The 20,819-nt window shown below is 72.9% G+C and carries 19 protein-coding genes; 11 read left to right on the forward strand and 8 right to left on the reverse strand.

The window, feature by feature from the left end; translation table 11 throughout:
• Positions 1-67: 67 nt before the first annotated feature.
• Positions 68-1,564: an APC family permease gene (locus ACFVYX_RS22855; protein ID WP_389683267.1), complete on the forward strand. Its 1,497-nt coding sequence runs from the start codon at positions 68-70 to the stop codon at positions 1,562-1,564.
• 65 nt (positions 1,565-1,629) lie between these two features.
• On the opposite strand, the gene ACFVYX_RS22860 is transcribed toward ACFVYX_RS22855, so the two are convergent.
• Positions 1,630-3,081 carry a carboxylesterase/lipase family protein gene (locus ACFVYX_RS22860; protein WP_389683268.1) on the reverse strand — a complete coding sequence of 484 codons (1,452 nt, stop codon included), beginning with the start codon at positions 3,079-3,081 and terminating at the stop codon, positions 1,630-1,632.
• A 181-nt stretch (positions 3,082-3,262) separates the two neighbouring features.
• Here ACFVYX_RS22860 and ACFVYX_RS22865 point away from each other — a divergent pair, with 181 nt between their 5' ends.
• Positions 3,263-3,616, forward strand: coding sequence for a hypothetical protein (locus tag ACFVYX_RS22865; protein WP_389683270.1), 354 nt, complete (start codon positions 3,263-3,265; stop codon positions 3,614-3,616).
• 77 nt (positions 3,617-3,693) lie between these two features.
• On the opposite strand, the gene ACFVYX_RS22870 is transcribed toward ACFVYX_RS22865, so the two are convergent.
• Positions 3,694-4,065, reverse strand: a complete 372-nt coding sequence (locus ACFVYX_RS22870) for a cupin domain-containing protein (protein ID WP_389683271.1) — start codon at positions 4,063-4,065, stop codon at positions 3,694-3,696.
• Between the two features lie 293 nt (positions 4,066-4,358).
• Between ACFVYX_RS22870 and ACFVYX_RS22875 the strand changes: the two genes are divergently transcribed.
• From ACFVYX_RS22875 to ACFVYX_RS22885, 3 genes are all read left to right on the forward strand, one after another.
• Complete coding sequence (locus ACFVYX_RS22875; RefSeq protein WP_389683272.1) at positions 4,359-4,796, forward strand: SPW repeat protein; 438 nt, start codon at positions 4,359-4,361, stop codon at positions 4,794-4,796.
• Between the two features lie 190 nt (positions 4,797-4,986).
• Positions 4,987-5,343: a DUF805 domain-containing protein gene (locus tag ACFVYX_RS22880; RefSeq protein ID WP_389683273.1), complete on the forward strand. Its 357-nt coding sequence runs from the start codon at positions 4,987-4,989 to the stop codon at positions 5,341-5,343.
• A 272-nt stretch (positions 5,344-5,615) separates the two neighbouring features.
• The gene (locus tag ACFVYX_RS22885; protein WP_389683274.1) at positions 5,616-6,905 is read left to right on the forward strand and encodes an ATP-binding protein; all 1,290 of its coding nucleotides are present in this window, start codon (positions 5,616-5,618) and stop codon (positions 6,903-6,905) included.
• On the opposite strand, the gene ACFVYX_RS22890 is transcribed toward ACFVYX_RS22885, so the two are convergent.
• Positions 6,883-7,818, reverse strand: coding sequence for a carbohydrate kinase (locus ACFVYX_RS22890; RefSeq protein ID WP_389683275.1), 936 nt, complete (start codon positions 7,816-7,818; stop codon positions 6,883-6,885). The two genes, ACFVYX_RS22885 and ACFVYX_RS22890, sit on opposite strands and share 23 nt — an antisense overlap.
• 229 nt (positions 7,819-8,047) lie before the next feature.
• On the opposite strand from ACFVYX_RS22890, the gene ACFVYX_RS22895 reads away from it, so the two are divergent.
• A complete protein-coding gene (locus ACFVYX_RS22895) occupies positions 8,048-8,599 on the forward strand; it encodes a YdeI family protein (RefSeq protein ID WP_389683310.1) in 552 nt (183 codons plus the stop codon).
• Positions 8,600-8,644: 45 nt separating this feature from the next.
• Here the strand turns inward: ACFVYX_RS22895 and ACFVYX_RS22900 are convergent, their stop codons facing one another.
• Positions 8,645-9,169, reverse strand: coding sequence for a GNAT family N-acetyltransferase (locus tag ACFVYX_RS22900; protein ID WP_389683276.1), 525 nt, complete (start codon positions 9,167-9,169; stop codon positions 8,645-8,647).
• Between the two features lie 101 nt (positions 9,170-9,270).
• The gene (locus tag ACFVYX_RS22905; protein ID WP_389683277.1) at positions 9,271-9,717 is read right to left on the reverse strand and encodes an anthrone oxygenase family protein; all 447 of its coding nucleotides are present in this window, start codon (positions 9,715-9,717) and stop codon (positions 9,271-9,273) included.
• 91 nt (positions 9,718-9,808) lie between these two features.
• Here ACFVYX_RS22905 and ACFVYX_RS22910 point away from each other — a divergent pair, with 91 nt between their 5' ends.
• Together ACFVYX_RS22910 and ACFVYX_RS22915 are read left to right on the forward strand one after the other, a co-directional pair.
• Entirely contained in the window at positions 9,809-10,387 is a 579-nt protein-coding gene (locus ACFVYX_RS22910) for a TetR/AcrR family transcriptional regulator (protein ID WP_389683278.1), read from the forward strand.
• Positions 10,388-10,497: 110 nt separating this feature from the next.
• Positions 10,498-11,166 (forward strand): NADPH-dependent F420 reductase, encoded by a 669-nt coding sequence (locus ACFVYX_RS22915; protein ID WP_389683279.1) that lies wholly within the window; start codon positions 10,498-10,500, stop codon positions 11,164-11,166.
• A gap of 18 nt (positions 11,167-11,184) precedes the next feature.
• Here ACFVYX_RS22915 and ACFVYX_RS22920 read toward each other — a convergent pair whose 3' ends face one another.
• Both ACFVYX_RS22920 and ACFVYX_RS22925 read right to left on the reverse strand, forming a co-directional pair.
• Entirely contained in the window at positions 11,185-12,387 is a 1,203-nt protein-coding gene (locus ACFVYX_RS22920; RefSeq protein WP_389683280.1) for a pyridoxal-phosphate dependent enzyme, read from the reverse strand.
• Positions 12,388-12,420: 33 nt separating this feature from the next.
• Entirely contained in the window at positions 12,421-13,428 is a 1,008-nt protein-coding gene (locus tag ACFVYX_RS22925; RefSeq protein WP_389683311.1) for a hypothetical protein, read from the reverse strand.
• A gap of 532 nt (positions 13,429-13,960) precedes the next feature.
• Here ACFVYX_RS22925 and ACFVYX_RS22930 point away from each other — a divergent pair.
• Positions 13,961-15,436, forward strand: coding sequence for a PP2C family protein-serine/threonine phosphatase (locus ACFVYX_RS22930; RefSeq protein ID WP_389683281.1), 1,476 nt, complete (start codon positions 13,961-13,963; stop codon positions 15,434-15,436).
• 76 nt (positions 15,437-15,512) lie between these two features.
• Here ACFVYX_RS22930 and ACFVYX_RS22935 read toward each other — a convergent pair whose 3' ends face one another.
• The gene (locus ACFVYX_RS22935) at positions 15,513-17,006 is read right to left on the reverse strand and encodes a hypothetical protein (protein WP_389683282.1); all 1,494 of its coding nucleotides are present in this window, start codon (positions 17,004-17,006) and stop codon (positions 15,513-15,515) included.
• Positions 17,007-17,240: 234 nt separating this feature from the next.
• Between ACFVYX_RS22935 and ACFVYX_RS22940 the strand changes: the two genes are divergently transcribed.
• The gene (locus ACFVYX_RS22940; RefSeq protein ID WP_389683283.1) at positions 17,241-18,368 is read left to right on the forward strand and encodes an aminoglycoside phosphotransferase family protein; all 1,128 of its coding nucleotides are present in this window, start codon (positions 17,241-17,243) and stop codon (positions 18,366-18,368) included.
• 397 nt (positions 18,369-18,765) lie between these two features.
• The gene (locus ACFVYX_RS22945; protein WP_389683284.1) at positions 18,766-20,685 is read left to right on the forward strand and encodes an N-acetylmuramoyl-L-alanine amidase; all 1,920 of its coding nucleotides are present in this window, start codon (positions 18,766-18,768) and stop codon (positions 20,683-20,685) included.
• Positions 20,686-20,819 lie beyond the last annotated feature (134 nt).

Below are 20,819 nucleotides of genomic sequence, written 5' to 3' on the forward strand. Positions count from 1 at the left end.
GGACATCTCCCAGTCCGTCCGGGGCACCCCTCGGAGCGCCGCCCGAACGGAACCGGAGCGAGAGACCATGGCCGCAGAGGACGCCGCGCCGCCGGAGCGGCGCCCGGGTCTGAGGGCGGACGCGATCGGGTTCGTCGACGCCCTGGTCATCGGGCTCAACTCCACCTCCCCCGCCTACTCCCTCGCGGCCGTCATCGGCCCGATCGTCGCCCTCGCCGGGCTCCACGCACCCGGCGTGATGTTCGCGTCCTTCGTACCCATGCTGCTCATCGCCTCGGCGTTCTACTACCTCAACAAGGTGGACCAGGACTGCGGGACGACGTTCTCCTGGGTGACACGGGCCATGGGGCCCTGGGCCGGCTGGCTCGGCGGCTGGGCCATCACGATGACCGGCGTCCTGGTCGTCGGCTCGCTCGCCGACGTGGCCGTGAGCTTCGCGCTGCTCTCGTTCGGCCTCGACGGCCTGGTGGACGACGCCGTCGTGCGCCAGTCGCTCACCGTGCTCCTCATCCTGGCGATGACGGCCGTCTGCGTCATCGGCACGGAGCTGTCGGCGAAGGTGCAGAACGTCCTCATCCTCGCGCAGGTCTCCTTCCTGCTGGTCTTCGTGGGGGTGGCGCTGTACCGGGTCTACGCCGGTACGAGCACGTACGCCTCCGAGGAACCCGCCCTCGGCTGGCTCGACCCCTTCGGCGCGGGAGGGGCGGCGCTGACCGGAGGTCTGCTCCTCGGTGTGTTCATCTACTGGGGCTGGGAGTCGGCCGTCAACCTCACCGAGGAGGTCGAGGACTCGGCGAGCGCCCCGGGCAGGGCGGCCCTCTGGTCGACCGTCATCCTGCTCGTCACCTATGTGTCCGTGGGCTTCGCGGTCGTCGCGTACGCCGGTCCCGCGTTCCTCGCGGAGCACGCCGACGACGAGGAGTTCCTCTTCGCCCGGCTCGCCACCGACGTGCTGGGCGGCTGGGACTGGGTGCTGCTGCTCGCCGTGGCGACGTCCGCGATCGCCTCCACCCAGACGACGATCATCCCGGCCTCGCGCACCGCTCTCTCCATGGCCCGCCGCCGCGCGCTGCCCGCGTACTACGGTCACATCAGTCCGCGCTTCCGGACCCCCGACGTGAGCACGTGGTGGGTCGCCGGCATCGCCATCGCCTGGTACCTCGTGGTGAACCGGATCAGCGCCAGCGCCCTCCTGGACTCCCTGACCGCGCTCTCGCTGCTCATCGCCTTCTACTACGCGCTCACGGGTGTCGCCTGCGCGGTCTACTACCGGCTTCATCTCCTCGACAGCGTCCACAACCTCCTGCTGATCGGTCTCGGCCCGCTCGTCGGCGCCGGGCTGCTGACCTGGCTCCTGGTGAGGTCGGTCACCGACATGGCGGATCCGGCGAACTCGTACAGCGGCACCGCCTGGTTCGGCCTGGGGCCGCCACTGGTCATCGGGATCGGCATCGCTCTCACCGGGGTGTTCCTGATGGTCGTGTGGAGGCTGCGGTCGCCGGAGTTCTGGGAGGAACGCCCGACCGTGGCCGACCCCGGGCTCGTCCGTGGCGAGGAGCGCTGAGATGCCGGTCGTTCTCGGTCACGACGACTCCCCCGGCGCCACCCGCGCGCCGCGCATCGCGTCCCTCAGTCGAGCCACAGCGTGCGGACGCCGTCCAGGGGGTCGGCCTCGATCCGGGGCTCGGTGTCCCAGATCATCGTGGCGCGGGTGCCGGAGGTGTAGGCCGGCCAGGCGGTGCCCGGGTCCTGGTGGGTCACGAAGGCGACCCAGGCCCGGTGCAGGGCGTCGGCGAGCGCGCGCGGCGGTGCCTCCCCGGCGACGGCCGCGACGCCTTCGGCGTCGAGGAGGTCGAAGGCGAACGGCAGGTCCAGGCAGTGGAGGGCGAGCCCCAGGACCGGGGAACGCCAGGCGAACTCGTACAGCCAGGTGGGACGGCCCCGTGCGGCGCGGGCGTCCGCGACGGCGAGGTTCGGTGCGCGGAAGGTCGCGTCGGTGAGCGCCTGGCCGAAGAACCGCTCCGCGCCGACTTCCGCGTACGCCTCGGTGAAGGCCCCGGTCCTGGCGGGATCGAGGCCGAGGCCGCCGAGCAGCGCGGGCAGCGGCGGGCCCTCCGGGCCGGGCGGCGGGACCATCGTGAACTCGTGCGCGGTGAAGCCGAGCATCAGTGGCACGTCGGCGCCCGCCGTGCCCGTCGTCAGCGCGTCGAGGGCGGGTACGGGGATCAGCTCGCCGTCGGCGAAGGGGGCGAGGACCGGCATCGACGGCAGGCCCTCCCGGTCGGGGCCCGGTTCGGCCAGGCGGTCCTGGAGAGCGAGGAGTTCGTCGTCGCCGAGGTCCTGGAGGGCCGCGGCGGTGGCCGGCACGCCGGTGCGCGAGGTGAGGAGCCGGGAGACGGCGCGGGCGGTCCCGGGACCGTCGGGGCGCGGGAGCGCGCCCGAGACGGACAGCGCGCCGCGGAACAGACCCCGGGCGGCGGGAACGGCGAGCAGCGTCTGCACGGCGCCGCCGCCGGCCGACTGTCCGGCGATCGTGACCTTGGCGGGGTCGCCGCCGAAGGCCGCGATGTTGTCCCGCACCCACTCCAGGGCGGCGATCCAGTCCCGTACGCCCCGGTTGTCGGGGGCATCCTCCAGGGGGAGGAAGCCCTCGATGCCGAGCCGGTAGCCGATCGAGACCAGCACCACGCCGTCCCGGTTGAACGCGGCCCCGTCGTACCAGGGGCTGGCCGCCGAGCCCGCCACGTAGCCGCCGCCGTGGATCCACACGAGGACGGGGAGGGCGGCGGCCGGGGCGGTGTCGGGGGTGAAGACGTTGAGGTTGAGGACCCCGGCTCCCGGGACGGAGGGCTCGGGGATGGTGGTGACCTCGGCGAAGGGGCGCCGCTGGGCCGTCGGCCCGTACGCGAGGGCGTCCAGCGGCTCCGACCAGGGCTCCGGCGGCACGGGCGCGGCGAACCGCAGGCCGCCGACGGGGGCCCGCGCGTAAGGGATGCCGAGGAAGCGGAGGCTGCCGTCGCCGCGCCGCTCCCCCCGCACGGGCCCTCGCTCGGTGGTGACGGTGATGCCGGAGGTGCTCATGGGTTGCTGCTCCTTCTGCAGGGGGCCGCACGGGCCCGGGAAGGAGCCTGTCACCGTGACTTACACGTGTCAATGACCTGCGAGACCACGCGGAGGGCGCGTGGGGAACCAGGAGCGCCGCCCGGAACTCTAGACTCGGAGGGCTCTCTCGGAGCCTCGGGACAGGAGAAGGCAGCCGGTGATGAATACCGTGGTGGGGGTGCTCTTCGTGCTGCTCGTGGCGGGGTTCATGACCGCCGGTGTGGTCTGGAAGGGGCGGGCGGTACGGCCGTTCGCCCCCTCGCGGGCGCGATCCATGGCCCAGCGGGAGTACGCCCGCCACCTGCAGCGGGCGGCGGACCTGGCGATCGCGACGGCCCGCCGGTCCGCCGGCGAGGGCGAACCGGCGATCGTCACGGTCGAGGCCGTGGTCCGCCTGACGCGGGAGCGCTACGGGTACGCCGACGTGGACCGGCGGCACGCGGCGGCGGCGCTGCGCCGCCGGTTCGAGCACGGGCGGTGCGCGGTCGACTGCGTCACGGACGCCTACGGCTGAACGCCCCCTCAGGTCCGCGCGGACCTGCCCGACGTCGCTCCGGCGCCAACCGGCGGCGGACGGGATCCGGCGGGGCGTCAGCCCCCGGCCCTCTTGGCGTAGTCGCCGAAGCCCGACCAGTCGAGGACGACACAGGCGTCCTCGCCCAGGACCCAGGCGTCATGGCCGGGGGTGACCTCCATGAAGTCACCGGGCCCGAAGTCGACCGACTCGCCGTCGTCCATGGTGACCTTCATCCGGCCGCTGACCACGTAACCGACGTGCGAGGCCTGGCAGCTGTCGGTGCCGGCTATCGGCTTGACGTGCTGCGACCACTGCCAGCCCGGCTCGAACACGGCACGGCCGACGGGGCCGCCTCCGCTGGTGAGCAGGTCGAGCCTGCCCTTGCCGTCCTCGAAGGGACGGGTCTCGTCCGCTGAGTCGAAGCTCTTTCGTACGATGCCGGCCATCATCCGCTCCCGGCGGTTGAGAAGTGGCGCCCCGAGTCCACTTCCAGGCTACGCCGGGATGCCGTCGTCCACCGCGCGCGGTGTCAGCGCGAGGTGCGGTTCGCCCCTGCGGCGAATTCTCCACGACCATGATCGTCATTGGTGGTTCCGCGCATATCCCCGACCACAAATTTGTACACATTCCTTAGGGGACGGATCTACACATAAAGGCCAGATAAGCGCACAATGAAGCAGCGGCCCCATTCGCCGCAAGTACGGTCACACGTGCATGACGCCAGAAGGAGGCGAGTCGTATGGCCGACGTTTCCCACCGTCCTGGTGATATCGCGGGGCACCCCGATGCGCCGGAAATGCGGGACCGATATGCCCGTATGCTCCAAACCCGAGGTGTCGCGGCTGTCGAGGAGCTTGTGATCCTCGCCGGTATCTACGCCGCGATCTCCGCGTGGACGGTCCACTTCTCCGCAACCCAGCCCGCACTCGCCATCACGAACCTGGTCGTCGGCATCGCTCTCGCGGTCCTCGGCCTGTGTATGTCGATGGTTCCCGAGCGGTCGCAGGACCTGAACCTCGTCGTTCTGCTGATGGGCGCGTGGCTGATCATCGCCCCCTGGGTGGTCGGACAGAGTCCCGACACCGGCACCATCCTCAGCAACGTGATCACCGGCGCGTGCGTCTGCCTGTTCTCCCTCACGGCCGGCGGACTGCTCATGAGCAAGCGAAGGACGTGACGTTCTGATCCTCTCCCGGAACGGCGGCCCCTCCACCCCCGGAGGTGCCGCCGTTCACTGCGTCCCGCTGCGGAACGGCCACCGCCCGGTAACGAATTGACCCACATGGTTTCAGCCACATAAGTTCTGCGTAAAGCTTGCTCCACAGGGACAGGCTCCCGCTCGCATACCCAGTCCTTGGGGGGACAAAGTGAACTGGTACCTCGACGTTCTCAAGAAGTACGCAGTCTTCAGCGGTCGCGCGCGCCGCAAGGAGTACTGGATGTACACCCTGTTCAACTTCCTCGCGGTCGTCGTCCTTTCGATCGTCGATTACGCCATCGGCACGGCCCCGCTGCTCACCGCCGTCTACGGCCTGGGCGTCCTGATCCCCTCCCTGGCCGTCGTCGTGCGCCGACTGCACGACACCGGCCGCTCGGGCTGGTGGTACTTCATCGCCTTCGTGCCCCTCGTCGGCGGCATCGTCCTGCTGGTCTTCACCTGCCTCGACGGCGAGGGCCACGACAACGCCTACGGCTCGAACCCGAAGGCCGCGCTGGCCTACTGAGCCGACCGAAAGGGCCCCGGAGGGAATTTCCTCCGGGGCCCTTTCGCGTACCCGCGCGGAAAACCCGTACGCGAAAGGCCCGTCCGCGAAGGAACCGACCACGAAGCCCCGTCCGCCGCGCGAGGCCCGTCCGCACAGGACCCTTCACAGGGCGCGCATAGAGCCGGTACGGCGCGTTCGCCCCTGCCGCCTTGTGCAGGATGGCGCACGACCGGGGTCCGGGGCCGCGCCTAGCCTCGCCGCAACGGCACCAACGAGGGGCGGCACCACCGGTGAACTGGCACATCCACGACTACCGCGAGAGCGATCTCGCCGCCGTCGTCCATCTGATCGACACGACCGCGGAGCTCGGCCAGGAGTCCGTCTTCTCCCTGGCCGAGTGCATCGGCGCCCTGACCACACGCCAGCCGGCCGTCGTCGCCGTCCATCAGGGCGCGCCGATCGGGGCGGCGCTCGCCTGCGTGTCCGGCGAGCGGGCATGGGTCATGCGGATCGCGATCTCCTCCGCGTGGCGCGGCCGCGGGCTCGCCAGCGCCCTCCTCGTGGAACTGGAACGGCGGCTCGTCGCCGCCCGGGTCGGGCGGATCGCGTACGTCCTGCCGGAGGAGGACCTCTTCGGCGAGGGTCTCCTGAACGCCGGGTACACCCGGCAGCCGGCCGTCGCGTACTTCGAGAAGGTGGAGCCGCTGCACGGGCCGGCCGCCGGACTCCTCGACGACCTGGGCGGCCGGCTGCTCCCCGGGGACCTGTGGGCCAAGGTCGCCGGAATGGAGCGGGAGAAGGATCTGATCGAGCGCCGGGTGGTGCTGCCGCTGGCCGAGCCGGAGCGGGCCGGCCGGCACGGGGTGCGACCGCCGCGCGCGGTCTGTCTGTTCGGCCCGCCGGGCACCGGCAAGACCACGTTCGCACGGGGCATCGCCTCACGTCTCGGCTGGCCGTTCGTCGAGATCCTGCCGTCCCGCCTCGCCGACGAGGGCAACCTCGCCGCCGCCCTGCGGTCCGCGTTCGCGCGGATCGCCGAGCTGGAACGGGTCCTCGTCTTCATCGACGAGGTCGAGGAGATCGCCCCGGTGCGCTCCGAGCCCGCGCAGCCCGGTGGCATGCACGGGGTGACCAACGAACTCCTCAAGCTCATACCGGGCTTCCGGGAACGCGACGAGCGGCTGCTCGTCTGCGCGACCAATTCGATCCGCTCCCTCGACCCGGCCTTCCTGCGCCCGGGCCGCTTCGACTACCTCATCCCGATCGGTACGCCGGACAAGGCGGCGCGGGCCGCGATCTGGGCCCGGTACACCGACGGCCGCGCGGACGTCGACATCGACGAACTGGTGCTGGCGAGCGAGCTGTTCACGCCCGCCGACATCGAGCACGCGGCCCGGATCGCCGCCCAGGCCTCCTTCGAGCGTGACCTGCTCGCGGTCGGTGGCCGGGGCGGCGAAGGGTCGGCGCCGGGGGCGAGCACCGCGGACTACCTGGAGGCCATCGGGGAGTGCCGTCCGACGGTCACCCCGGCGATGGTCGACCAGTTCGCGTCGGACATCACGACACACGCCCGGACCTGAAGGTGAACTCCTCTCGCGCCGCCTCCAGTTCGGCCCGGTCGGGCGGATGGGCACCGGCCCGGGAGACGGTCACGGCCGCCGCCGCGCCCGCCCTCCGCAGCAGCCGCGCGAGGTACTCGGCGCCGAGCCCGCCGAGGGCCTCCCGCCCCCGTCCGGCGAGGGTGTCGAGGACGGCGGACATGAAGGAGTCACCCGCACCGACCGTGTCCACGACGGCGACCCGGGGCGCGTCGGCGGTGACCGTCTCCCGCCGGGTGACGGCGAGCGAGCCGTCGGCGCCCCGGGTGACCAGGACGACGGCGGGGCCGAGGGCGAGCCAGCGGGTGGCGACCGTGTGCGGGTCCTCACCGGGGTACAGCCAGTTCAGGTCCTCGTCGCTGGCCTTGACGAGGTCGCTGAGGGCGACGCAGCGCTCGACGCGGGCGACCGCCTCCGTGTGGTCGCCCATCAGTTCCGGCCGCACGTTGGGGTCGTAGCTGACGGTGGCCCGGCCGCGGAGCCCTTCGGTCACGGCGAGGACGGCCGCCGAACCTGGCTCGGTGACGGCCGCGATCGAACCGATGTGGACGTGGGCGGGGGCGCGGCGGGCGGGATCCGCCTCCAGCGTCCAGGCGATGTCGAAGCTGTACGTGGCCCGGCCGTGCTCGTCGAGGCCCACGACCGCCGAGGGGGTGCGTTCGGGAACGCCGCCGATCTCCACCCGTACGCCCGCGCCCGCGAGGTGATCCGCGATGAGCCGCCCGGTGGGATCGTCGGCGAGCTGCGTGAGCAGGGTGACGTCCCGGCCGAGGCGGCCGAGGCCGTAGGCGACGTTGGCCGGGCTGCCACCGGGGTGGACCCGGTCGGCGGCGCCGGAGCCGGCCGGGGCGCGGACGATGTCGGCGACGCACTCGCCGATCACCAGGAAGGACATGGGTCAGAAGCTCCTTGGCGTTGGTGGGGGCGACCTCGACGCGGGTGCCCCGGTGCACGATCCGCAGATGGTACGTGGCGCCGTTCCTTACCGGGCCGGACGGCGGACTCGGAGGGGTGTCGGCGCGGTGCCATATCGTGGTCGGGTCGGGGTGCCACCGGAGTCGCGGGTGGTGCCGTCGCCAGGGATGAGGGGGTTTCCGGTGGAGACGGTCGAGGGGCTCGCGGTCATGGCGTTCGCCGACGGGAAGGAGCTGGAGGCCTGGCTGGAACAGCACCACGGGGACACCCCCGGGATCTGGCTGCTGCTCGCCCGCAAGGGCTCGGACCTCGCCTCGCCGAACGCGGAGGAGATCCTCGACGGCACGCTGATGTACGGCTGGATCACCGGCAAGCGCAAGGCACGTGACGAACGGTCCTACCTCCAGAAGATCACCCCGCGGCGGCCCCGCAGCCTCTGGTCCCAGGTCAACGTGCGTCAGGTGGAGGCGCTCACGGCCGCCGGCCGGATGCGCGAGCCGGGCCTGGCCGAGGTGCGGGCCGCGCGGGCGGACGGGCGGTGGGAGGCCGCCTACCCCTCGCAGAAGGACGCGACGGTGCCGGACGACCTCGCGGCGGCCCTGACCGGGGAGCCGCGGGCGGCCGAGGCCTTCGAGGCGCTGGGGAAGACCGACCGCTACCTGGTGATCCTCGGCCTGCTCCAGGCCCGCACGGCGAAGACCAGAGCGGCACGGCTCGAACGGGCGGTGGCGGCCCTTGCGGCGGGCAGGCCGCCGCGCTGACGGGGGCCGTTCCCGACCGGCGGTGGGGTGGCGGCGGTGGGGACCTCAGGGCCGGTGACGTCGGTAGAGGACCTGGTGGGCGTCCCACTCCACGAAGGACTCGACGTACTCCAGGCCGACGGCCTCCAGGAGCCGGCGGGAGCGGTGGTTCTCCTCCTGGGTGACGGCGACGACGCTCGGCGTGTCCTCCAGGGTCCTCGCGAGGACGGCATGGACCGCCTCCCGCGCGTAGCCCCTCCCCCAGTGCTCGGGCAGGAACTGGTACGAGAGCTCCGTCTCGCCGTCCCGCGCGCCGGGCTCCACGGAGACCAGGCCGAGCACGGCACCGTCCCCGGCCCGCACCACGGCGTGGAAGCCGGGAGCCCCGACGATCCGGCGCCGCCGGAGGCGGACGACGGAGGCGATGACGGGCCCGCCGAGGTGGCGGCGCACCTCGGGGTCGGTCCACAGACGGGTCACGGCGTCCAGGTCCGAGTCCCGGACGGGCCGCAGGAGCAGGCGCCCGGTGGTGAGCGGCCCGGCGAGGTCGGTCGGCACCGGAAGGCGGGCGGAGCGCGGGGGAATGGCCACGCCTCCGATCATCTCAGGGTCCCTGGCTCCAGGAGTCGGGTGGCCCGTCGCCGGAACGGGAGCGGGGTCGTGCGCCGTCGGCGCGGTGCCGGCCCGCGGGCTCAGGCGAGGGCGGCGACCAGCAGGGTGAAGGCGGCGATGATGACGGCGACGCGGACGTAGTGCCAGCGGTCCCAGCGGTTCATCTGTTCCTTCCAGTCCTCGGGCCGGTTCTCGGGGGTCCAGGTCTTGCCCCGGTTGTTGATCGGGACGAGCAGCAGGAGCGACATGACCACGCTGAGGATCAGCAGTCCGCCGGCGGTGACGACGAGGCCGGTGCCGGAGCGGACCCCTCCGGCGATGGCCCAGGCCGCGACGAGGACGAGCGAGCCGATGTACCAGACCGGCATCACGGCGCCGAGCATCCGGCCCCCATGGGCGCGGCCGAGTTGACCGCTGTCCTCGGGGAGTGCGTTGAGGATCGGGTTGATGACGAAGGCGACAGAGAACTCCACCCCCACCATCACTCCGACGACCACGGTGGTGACGATCTCGAGTGCGTCGAGCATGGTGACCCCTCCAGGGATCTAGCGCTGCTAGCTGATGAGGCAACGCTAGTACTGCTGTCGCTCGATTGTCTAGCGGTGCTAGAATCGAGTCATGTCGGTACAGGAACGCAAGGAGCGCGAACGGGCGGGCCGCGAACGTCTCATCGTGGCCACGGCCCGTGAACTCGCCGAGCAGCAGGGCTGGGACGCGGTGACCACCCGCCGGCTCGCCGAGCGCATCGAATACAGCCAGCCCGTCCTCTACAGCCATTTCCGCGGCAAGCGCGAGATCATCGGCGCCGTCGCCCTGGAGGGTGCCGCCGAGATGGCCGTGGCGCTGCGGGCCGCGACCTCCGCCGCGGACGGCCCCCACGGCAGGGTCACCGCCCTCGCCCGCGCCTATCTCGACTTCGCCGAACGCAACCCGGCGGTCTACGACGCCATGTTCCAGCTCGACGGCGGCCTGGCGTTCGCGCACGAGGACACGCCCGAGCCGCTGAAGGACGCCTTCGCCGCCCTCCTCGAGAACCTCGACGAGGTCGCCGGGGACGGCGTACACCCCGCACTGTTCACCGAGGTGTTCTGGGCGGCCCTGCACGGACTGGCCACCCTGACCCGGGCGCGACGGCTGCCGCCGGAGGACGCCGAGCGGAGGGTGGAACTGCTGGTGGACCGGCTCGCCATGGTCTGACCCGCCGTCCGGGCGGGCACACGGCGGCCCAGGTCCTAGACCCATCGGCCGACGGAGGTTCGGTTCCGGGGCCGAGGCGCGGGTGTGCCCCCTACGGCCACGATGGCGTCATGCGAATCGGAATCCTCGGAACTGGACATGTGGGCAAGGCACTCGCGGCGGCTTGGGCGCGGGCGGGCCATGACGTGGTCATCGGGTCACGGCGGCCCGACGACCGGGAGCTGCTGACCGAGCTCCGGGAACTCACCGCGGCGGGTGTACGGATCGACGGCTCCGCAGGCGCCGCCGCACACGCCGACGTACTGGTGAACGCCACCCCCGGCACGGCCTCCGTGGCCCTGCTCACCACGATCGGGGCACCCGCGCTCGCCGGGAAGGTCATCCTCGACGTCGGGGTCGGCTTCCTGGAGGACGGGACACTCTCCCATCCGCTCGTCAGCCTCGGCGAGGAGATCCAGCGGGCCTTCCCCGAGGCGCACGTGGTGAAGACGCTCTGCACGATCGACCGGAAGGTGATGGTCGCGCCGGACTCCCTGGAGGGCCCCGCCACCGTCTTCCTCTCGGGCGAGGACGCCGCGGCCAAGAAGACGGTGCGCGGCCTGGTCACCGACCTCGGCTGGTCCGACGACGCGCTGATCGACCTGGGAGGCATCGCCACGGCGCGGGGCCAGGAGCACTTCGCCCTGCTCTTCATCGGGATCGCGGAGGCGACCGGCACCTATGAGTTCGGCGTCCGGGTGGTCCTTCCCACCGGGGGCGGGAGCGGCCTCGATCACTAGGGCGCGTCCAGCCCCCGCCTAGCCCGCGTCGGCGCGCGTCAGTGCGGACACGATCGACGGCCAGTCCGGTGCCGTCGGCGCGTACACCTGCCTCGCCGTGGCGATGTCCTTGTAGCCGCTGGAGGTGACCACGCACACCACCGGTCCGTCGTCCTCGCGTGGCCCGTGCGCGCGCAGGCCGGCGAGTCCGGCGGCCGATGAGGTCTCGCACCAGAGGCCCTGTGCGGCCAACTCCCCGCGTGCCGCCTCCATATGCGTGTCCGTCACCGTACGGGCGGCGCCGCCCGAGTCGCGGACGGCCCGCACCCCCCGGTAACTGTTCACCTCGCAGTCGATGGCGTACGCGGTGGTCGGCCCCACCGGCACCCGGGCGACGGGGCGGCCGGTGCGGAGCGCCTCGGTGAGGGCGCCCGCGGCGGCGGGCTCGGCGGCGTACACGCGGGGGACGGAATCGGTGATCCCGAGCCGTACGAGCTCCTGGAAGCCCTTGGCCACACCGAAAAGCAACTCTCCGTACCCGGTGGGGAGATGGACGGCCGCCGGAGCACGGCCGAGGCCGAGGGCGATCTCGTACGCGAGGGTCTTGTACCCCTCGGGACCGAAGGGGTGACCGGTGTGGCCGGTGTCCGTCACGCTGCTGACGCTCTGGAAGCCCAGCTCGTCGACGATGCGCCGCATGAGCGGACGCACCGACTCGTACGGGACGGTCAGCACCGTCGCCCCGTAGGCGCGGAGATGGGAGGCGACCGCGGGCGGCGCGTCGGGGGAGGTGAACACGGCGCAGGGCAGTCCGGCGCGGGCCGCGTACGCGGCGGCCGCGGCGCCGTGGTTGCCGGACGAGGAGACGACGATGCCCCGGGCGCCGGAGGCGAAGGCGGCGCTGACGGCGACCCGGTTGAGCCGGTCCTTGTGGCTCCAGGTCGGGTTTCGTGACTCGTCCTTGATCCAGACCCCGTCGGGGAGTTCGACCAGGGGCGTGTTGCCCTCACCGAGGCCGCGGGCGGCGAGCGGCGGAAGCAGCGGGGCCCACCGTTCGAGACCGTGGGCGGCGGGCCGGCTGAACAGGTCGGCGGGGACCTCGTCGTAGGCGTAGTCGATGTCGAGCGGGTACGCGACCTCGTCGGTGGAGGTCACGGGGCAGCCCCGGGTGAGCGGCGGCCAGAGCGGGTGGCGCACGGAGGGGTCGGCGAGCGAACGCTGGGCGGTGGCGAGCGAGGTCACGTCGGCCTTTCGGGCTCGTGGTGCGGGAAGGGGTCAGACGGCCATGCGTCGCTTCAGCGCCGCCAGGGCGCCGGGCTGACGGCCGGGGACCCGTTGCCGCAGGGCGACGAGGGCGGGGCCGAGGGCGCGGGCGCGGGCCTGGTCCCCGATCTGCTCCCACTGGTGGTGGGCCCGGTCCACGGCCCCCTCGACATCGGGGTCGTCCGTCCGCTGCCGCAGACCGAGCCGGGCCTCGGCGGCGGCGAGCCACAGTTCACAGCTGCGGGCGGGCTCCCCGGCGAGGCGGGCCAGGTCGGCCCGTACCTCCATCCAGTGGACGGCCTCCCCCGACCGTGGCCCGTGGTGGCGCAGGGCCTCGCGCTCCCAGGCCGCGGCCACCGCCGCCGCCTCCCCGTGACGTCCGGCCATGGCTGCGGCCAGGATCGCGGGGTGCGGGTCCTGCACGGCGGCGGGGACGGGGGCGGGCGCGGGTGCCAGGAGGCGCGACTCGGGAACGGCGGAGGCGGCGTGGGCGGCGGACTCCGCGTGGAGGGTGGCGTGCGGGAGCCGGGCACCGGAACGCCAGAGCTCCGCCCAGGACCGCAGGTACGCGGGAGCCAGGGGCTCACCCCTGGGCGGGGCGGGGGCCACCCGCCCGTAGAGAAGGGGTCCTGGCCCGAGGTGCAACAGGTCGGGTGCGGCGGCGAGGCGCTCCCACACGGCGGGGTCCGCCGCGAGGTCCGCGACGACGGTCGTGGTGCCGGGGGCGCGCACGGCGAGTTCGGCGGCGAGCCAGTGCCAGGGCAGCGCCGTGTAGCGGAGGGTCGCGGGGGTGGTGCGGGCGAGCGCCAGATGGGGCAGTCGCTGCCTCCGGTCGAGATGGAGCTGCCCCGCGAGGCAGACGACCAGCGGGCCGGGGCTCGCCGCGGCGGCGCGCAGTCGGGTGAGGAGGGTCTGCGGGTCGAGCGGATCGGCGAGTTCGACGACGGTGGCGGTGGCGGTGCCGGTGAAGACCCCGGGCGGTACGGCCGCGAGGGCCGGCAGCACGGACGTGGCGTCCATGACGCGCCCCCGTCCGGCGGGCGCGGCCGCGAGCAGGACGGCGGTACCGGTGACGGCCGGCGGGGCCGCCCCCACGCGCGTCTCACGGCCCGCGCCCGCCCGCGCGTCCCAGGCCGCGGTGACCGCCGCGCTCTCCACCGGCCGGACGTCCCCACCCGGCCTCGCGTCCCAGGCCGGGGTGGCCGCCGCGTGCTCCACCGGCCGGACGTCCCCGCCCGCCCGTGCCTCAGGCACCACACCCGTACCTGCTGTAACAGCTGTTCCCGTCGTGCCCGTTCCCGTTCTCGTACCCGCCCCGCCCGTGGCCGCCGTACGCGTGCCCACCGTGCCGATTCCGTCGTCGTTCACCACCCCAGCACCGTAACGCGTCGCGCCCCGGCTCCTCCTCGCCGGGCCTTTGGCATATGCCAGAAGCACCACCGGATCGAGTGTTGCCAAACCTCTTACGAGCTCCCCCGCGCTGTGCAACAGTCGTATCCGGGCCTGCCTTTCACACGGGCCTGGCCGTGCCGCGCCTGTATCGGAGTACGACATGCCGTCCCCTCTGTTCGCAGACCGCCCCGCCCAGCAGCCGGAGCCGGGCGCGGTGGACGCGCTGATCTCGCAGACCGCCCGCCTTCGCGGCGAGCTGGTCGCCGTGCGCCAGGACGCCGTGGTGAACGACGACGACCCCCGGCAGCGCTGGCAGCGCGCCCTCTGCGATCTCGCGGTCCATCAACTCGACGACCTCGGCGCCCAGTTGGGGCAGCTTCGCGCGGGCGTCCCGGAGCAGAGCGTCTCCGAGCCGAGCCTCGACGCCGAGCCCGTCATCGACACGGCCCTGCCCGTCGCCCCCGGCACCGCGTACGGCGAGAGCACCCCGGCGCGCACCGGCTCACTGCTCTCCCGCGTCGGCAGCGCCGAGTGGAACCTGCTCACCGACGAGGCCAGCTGGTCCGAAGAGCTGTTCCACATCTTCGGGCGTACGCGCGAGAGCGGTCCGATGTCGCTCGACGAGATGCCCACGATGGTCCTCGCCGATGACCAGCCCGTCCTCCAGAGCATGGTGACGGACTGCCTGATCGACGGGAAGCCGATCGACGGCGAGTTCCGGATCGTGCGGACCGACGGACGCGTGCGCACGGTGCACATGACGGGCGAACCCGTCCTCGACGCCGACGGCTGCACCGCCTCGATGTGGGCCGTCATCCGCGATGTCAGCGAACTGCGGCGCAGCGAACGGGCGGTCAGGGAGAGCCGGGACAGTCTGGAGCGCAGCCGCCACATCGAGCAGACCGAGCGCCGTGTCGCCGTCGAGCTCCAGGAGGCGGTGCTCCCGCCGTGGCGCGGTTCGCTCCGCTTCGCCCATGACGGCCCCGCCCCTCTCGACGTGGCCGCCCACTACCTGCCGGCCGCGAGCACCGGTCTCATCGGCGGCGACTGGTACGACGCGCTGGCCCTGCCCGACGGGGACGCGCTGCTCACCGTCGGTGACCTGACGGGCCACGGGGTCGCCGCGACCTCCTCGATGGCCATGCTCCTCGGCGCGCTGCGCGGCATGGCGGTCGCGGGGATCCGGCCCGCCGCCCTGATGGGTCACCTCAACGAGCTTCTCGAGACCTCCGTCCAGCCCGCGCTCGGCAGTGCGATGTGCTGCCGATACGACCCGGTCGCCCAGACACTGACCTGGGCGCAGGCCGGCCACCCCGCCCCGCTGCTGTTCCGCGACGGGACCGGGCACGTCCTCCGTCGCCCCGAGGGTGTGCTCCTCGGGGCGACGACCCGGGCCGTGTACGGCGAGGCCGAGACCCGTCTGCTCCCCGGCGACCTGCTCGTCCTGCACACCGACGGACTGACCCGGGGCAGCGGTGCGGGCGACGACACGGGCGCGCGACGGCTGCTCGGTCTCGGCCCCCGGCTCTCCGGGGCGCGGGACGCCCAGGACGGTGTGCGTGCGGTGGTCGAGGAGTTCGGCGAGGAGCGGCGTGAGGACGACGCCTGTGTGATGGTGGTCCGGGTCGGCCGCTGAGCCGCCGGGGCCCTGCCCGCCTGCTGTGCGGGGCCCGCCCCTTGTCTCACGGGGCCCTTCGCCCCTGCCCAGGGGGTCAGGCCTGTCCCGCCCTCGGCCGGTTGACCGGGGACTGCGGCAGGGCCTCCGCGAGTTCCTCGCGCAGGTGCTCGATCCTCGTGTAGCCGGCGTACTGCCCGGTGAGCCGGTACATCTCCCGCAGCCGGTCCCAGGTGCGGTGGGACGAGGTCTCGCCCATGGACATCAGGGCGAGCCGGGCGTACCGGTCGGCCTGTTCCGGGTCGTCGGCGATGAAACAGGCCGAGGCGAGCGAGATGTGGTCGAAGAGCTTCGAGCGGTCGTGGCCCTCGTGCCGCAGTTCGATCGCCAGCCTGGCGTGGCGCTGGGCCGGGACGGCGGCGGTCGGGTCGTGATCGGCGAGGGTGCGGTAGGCGAGGGCCTGCATGCCGTGCATGTCGGCCTCGTCGAAGTTCTGCATCCAGCTCGGCGTCTTCTCGTCACGCCGGTCGGACACGAACAGCTCCTCGGCCTCGCCGAGGGTGCGGCGCATGGCCTGGCCGCGCCCCATCGAGGCCTGCGCCCAGGCCTCGATCGTGTGGAACATGGCCCGGGTCCTGGGCAGCAGCCGCTCGCCGGAGCCGTCCTTGGCCAGCTTCATGAGGTCGAGGGCGTCGTCGGGCCTGCCCAGGTGCACCATCTGCCGGGCGGCGCGGGAGAGCGCCTCGCCGGCCCGGGGCCGGTCGCCGCCCTCGCGGGCCGCGTGGGCGGCGATCACGAAGTACTTCTGGGCCGTGGGTTCGAGGCCCACGTCGTGGGACATCCAGCCGGCGAGGACGGCCAGGTTGGCGGCGACGCCCCAGAGGCGCCGCTGCAGGTGGTCGGCGTGGCGGTAGGCGAGCATGCCGCCCACCTCGTTGAGCTGGCCGACCACCGCCTTGCGCTGGAGACCGCCGCCCCGGGAGGCGTCCCAGCGGCGGAACACCTCCACCGAGGCCTCCAGGGCCTCGATCTCCTGCGAGCCGATGGGGGCGGCCTCGTAGCGGTCGAATCCGGCGGGATCCGCGTGGAGGGGATCGGTGGCCCGCTGGGGGGCGGACTGGCGTGCGGGGTCGGTCTGCAGCCAGTCGTGCATGGCGTTGCTGAGTACGGAGCCGGCGGCAAGCGCGGCACCCGCGCCCACCAGGCCGCGTCGGTTGAGCATGAGGTCCATTCCCGTGAATTCGGTGAGGACCGCCGCCGTACGATCGGGCGCCCAGGGCAGCCCGTCAGGGTTCTCCGTCTTCCTGACGTCCTGCCGCTTTCCGGCACGCCCGTGTCGCACGAACCCGAGGTCCTCGATGGTCACGACACGGCCGAGTCGCTCGGTGAACAGTGCTGCCAGCACCCGGGGGACGGGATCGCGCGGGGTCTCACCGCGGTCGATCCAGCGCCGGACCCGCGAGGTGTCGGTCGCCAGCTGGGGGTGGCCCATGGCCGCCGCCTGCCGGTTGACGAGTCTCGCGAGTTCGCCCTTGGACCAGCCGGCCAGGCCGAACAGGTCTGCCAGGCGGGTGTTGGTTTGTCCGGTCACGTCTAAGCCCCCAGGTTCTCGGCTGAGTTGACAGTAACCCCCTGTCATAGGGCTGGCGACTATTCGCCAGGGTTCGCCAGGGTGCGCCCGATGTTCCGCCACCCGCTACCCGGTGTCAGGTAGGAACGCGCCACCCCGCCCCGCCGACCGGCCCTCATTCCCCAGGGTGCGGACCCGGGGGCGGGCGGGGCGACGCACGCAACTCGTCGGCACACGAAGGGATCTGTCACCTCCATGTACACAGCATCGTCCTCCGTGTCCGCCCCGCCCCGGCCGCAGCACCGCATCGTCCCGGCCGGCGCCGGACCGTACCTCGCTCCCGCCCCGCAGGCCCTCCGGCCGCGGCGCTGGACGGGAGGCACCGGCACCCAGCCGATCAGCGGAAGAATCGACCTGTCCGGCCCTCAGGGGGCGCAGCTGAAGCGGGCGATCTCCTCCGTCCACCGCATCTGCCCGGAGTTCAACCCCGTGCAGGTGCTGCGGCGCAGCGGTCGTTCCGTACTGATCGTCGGGACGACCGGGCGGACCACGGCGGTCGCGAAGTGTTTACTGGACCACTCCCCCGCGTGGGTCGAGCGGTTCCAGCACGAGATAGCGTCCTACCGCTCCTTCGTCCGCCACCGTCCGCCGGTGCGCGCGCCGCGGCTGATCGCCGCGGACCCGGAGAACTGCACGCTGGTGATCGAGCGGATGCCCGGACGGGCGGCGGCGCTGTCGCGCCACCCCGTCGAGGCGCCGCCCCGGGCCGACGTGCGGGCCGCGCTCGGCGCGATCGCCCGGCTCAACGCCTGGCGGCCGCCGGCCGGTACCTTCGACGCCCCGCTGGACTACGGCACCCGGATCGCGCGCTACCACGAGCTCGGGCTCTTCACCGACCGGGACCGGGACGACCTGCAGAAGCTGCTGCACGGTCTGGCGCACGCGGGCGGCCGTCAGGGCATGGGCCAGTTCTGTCACGGTGACGCCCTGCTCTCCAACATCCTCCTCTCCCCCGCGGGACCCGTCCTCGTCGACTGGGAGCACGCGGGCTGGTACCTGCCCGGCTACGACCTGGCGACCCTGTGGGCGGTACTCGCCGACGCGCCGCTGGCCCGGCGGCAGATCAGTCAGCTCGCCCAGCAGGCGGGGCCGGCCTCCCGGGACTCCTTCCTGGTGAACCTGATGATCGTCCTGACGCGGGAGATCCGTACCTACGAGACAGCGGTGCAGCGCACCATGAAGGAGGCTCCGCCGGCCGGCTCCGTACCGGTGCCGACGGGGGCGCTCGCCCCCGGTGAGGAACAGCGGCTGCTCCTGAGGCGGCTGCACGACGACTGCGCCATGGCACGGCGGGCCGTGCGTGCGGCGGTCGGGACGCGCTGAACGGCGGGCCCGACCGACGGTCACGGGGGAGGGTGCGCCGTGCGCCCGGTGCCGACACACCGGGACGCGGCGCATCGGTTCGACCGCCTCCCGATCACCGACGGATCACCGACGGGATCACCGACGGATCGTCTCCGGGAACGGAGCCAATGGTCCACTCCACTGACGCGTCCCAGGCCGGGGGCCCGTCCCCGCGAAACTCCGCCAGATGGCCTCCATCCCCGCTCTGACGTGGGAACTTCCGTGTGCGCACGCGTGATTGACGGATCGTCCGGGAGCCGATACCCCTGTACGGGTTCGGTCCCGCACGCCCCCGTGTCACCCCCCGCCTCTGGAGGCTGCCTTGCTCCGTTCCGCGTCCCCCGGACGTACGACGTCCGCCCGTCTCCCCAGAGTCATGGGCGCGCTCGCGTCCGCCGCCCTGCTGCTCCCCCTGCTCTCTGCCGCCCCTCCGGCCGGTGCCGATGTTCCTGACGCCGGTTCCCTCCAGGGGCAGTTCGCCCGGGCGGCCGCGCGCCACGGCGTACCCGAGAGCGTGCTCCTGGCCGTCTCGTACCTCCAGTCGCGGTGGGACGGGCACGGCGGCGCGCCGAGCGTGACCGGCGGCTACGGGCCGATGCATCTGACGGACGCCGTGACGGCCGTCGCCGGTGCCGCGCCGCACCACTCGGAGGGCGAGGAGGAGGCGCGCGGCGACTCCTCGCGCGCCGTGCGCTCGGGTGCCGAGGCGCCGGTCCCTGCCGCGGAGTCGCTGCCCGCGCGGCTGCGGACCCTGGAGCGGGCGTCCGCGCTGTCCGGGATCCCGGCGGAGGAGCTGCGCACCGGAACGGCGGCGAACATCGAGGGCGGTGCGGCGCTGCTCGCGGCGGCGCAGCGGGAGTCGGGACGTCCGGCGAGCGCGGACCCGGCCGACTGGTACGGGGCGGTGGCGCGCTACTCGGGGGCGGACGACTCGGCGACGGCGACGACGTACGCGAACGACGTGTTCGACGTGATCCGCAGCGGGGAGACGCGGACGACGGACAGCGGACAGGTGGTGACCCTGCCGGCCGAGCCGGCGGTCGCGCCGGCGACGGAGCAGGTGGCCGCCCTCGGTCTTCGCCGGCCGGCCGACGGCCCCGTGGAGTGCCCGCGCACGGTGGCGTGCGAGTGGATCCCGGCGCCGTACGAGGAGTTCGGGGACGGCGACTACGGCAACCACGACAAGGCGAACCGGCCCGTCTCCCAGTCGGTCGACTACATCGTCATCCATGACACCGAGGCCGTCTGGGACGTCACTCTGAAGCTGGTGCAGGATCCGGCGTACGTGTCGTGGCAGTACTCGCTGCGCTCCTCCGACGGGCACATCGCCCAGCACCTGCCGCTCAAGGACGTGGGCTGGCACGCGGGCAACTGGTTCGTGAACGCCAAGTCGGTGGGGCTCGAGCACGAGGGCTTCCTCACCTCTCCCGACTCCTGGTACACGGAGGCGATGTACCGGTCGTCGGCACGGCTCGTGCGGTACCTCGCCGCGCGGTACGACATCCCCCTGGACCGGCAGCATGTCCTGGGCCACGACAACGTCCCCGGCACGGTGACGTCCACCATCAAGGGCATGCACACGGACCCCGGGCCGTACTGGGACTGGGCGCACTACTTCCGGCTCCTCGGCCGTCCCCTCACCCCGAGTGCCGGTCCCGACGCCGCCGTGGTGACGATCCGGCCCTCGTACAGCGCCCATCAGCCGGTGTACACGGGCTGCGCGGCGGCGGGTCAGGCGTGCGCGCCGCACGGCAGCGGGGCGGTGCGGCTGCACACCGGTCCGAGCGCCGACGCGCCGCTGGTGAAGGACATCGGTCTGCGGCCGGGCGGGCAGGACTCGACGACCGGGGTGAACGACACCGGGGCGCGTGCCTCGACGGGGCAGAGTTACGCGGTGGCGGAGCGCAGGGGTGACTGGACGGCGGTCTGGTACCTCGGCCAGAAGGCGTGGTTCCACAATCCGGGGCAGGAGCCGACCGCGGTGAACGCGCGGGGCCTTGTCCTGACTCCCCGGGAGGGGCTCGACTCGGTGCCGGTGTACGGGCGGGCGTATCCGGAGGCCTCGGCGTATCCGGCGGGTGTTCCGGTGCAGGCGGTGTCGCCGCTGCCGTACAGGCTGCTCGCCGGTCAGCGGTACGTGGTGGGTGACCGCACCCCGGGCGAGTACTACTTCGCGCCGGTGTTCGACAGCAGCGGTCATACGGTCGTCCGGGGACAGGAGGAGTACTACCAGATTCAGTTCGGCCATCGGGTGGCCTTTGTGAAGGTCTCTGACGTGCGGGTTTCCCGAGTCTGACGGGGTGTGGCCGAAACACGCGGGGGTGGGGGGGGGGGCGGGCGGCGCCGGCCCCCCCACACGGCGGGGTCGGCTGTAGAGGAAAGAGAGGGGGCGGTGGGGGGGGTGGAGGAGAAAAAAAAAAAAAAAAACAC

This window comes from Streptomyces sp. NPDC058326 (assembly GCF_042879855.1).
Taxonomy (GTDB): domain Bacteria; phylum Actinomycetota; class Actinomycetes; order Streptomycetales; family Streptomycetaceae; genus Streptomyces.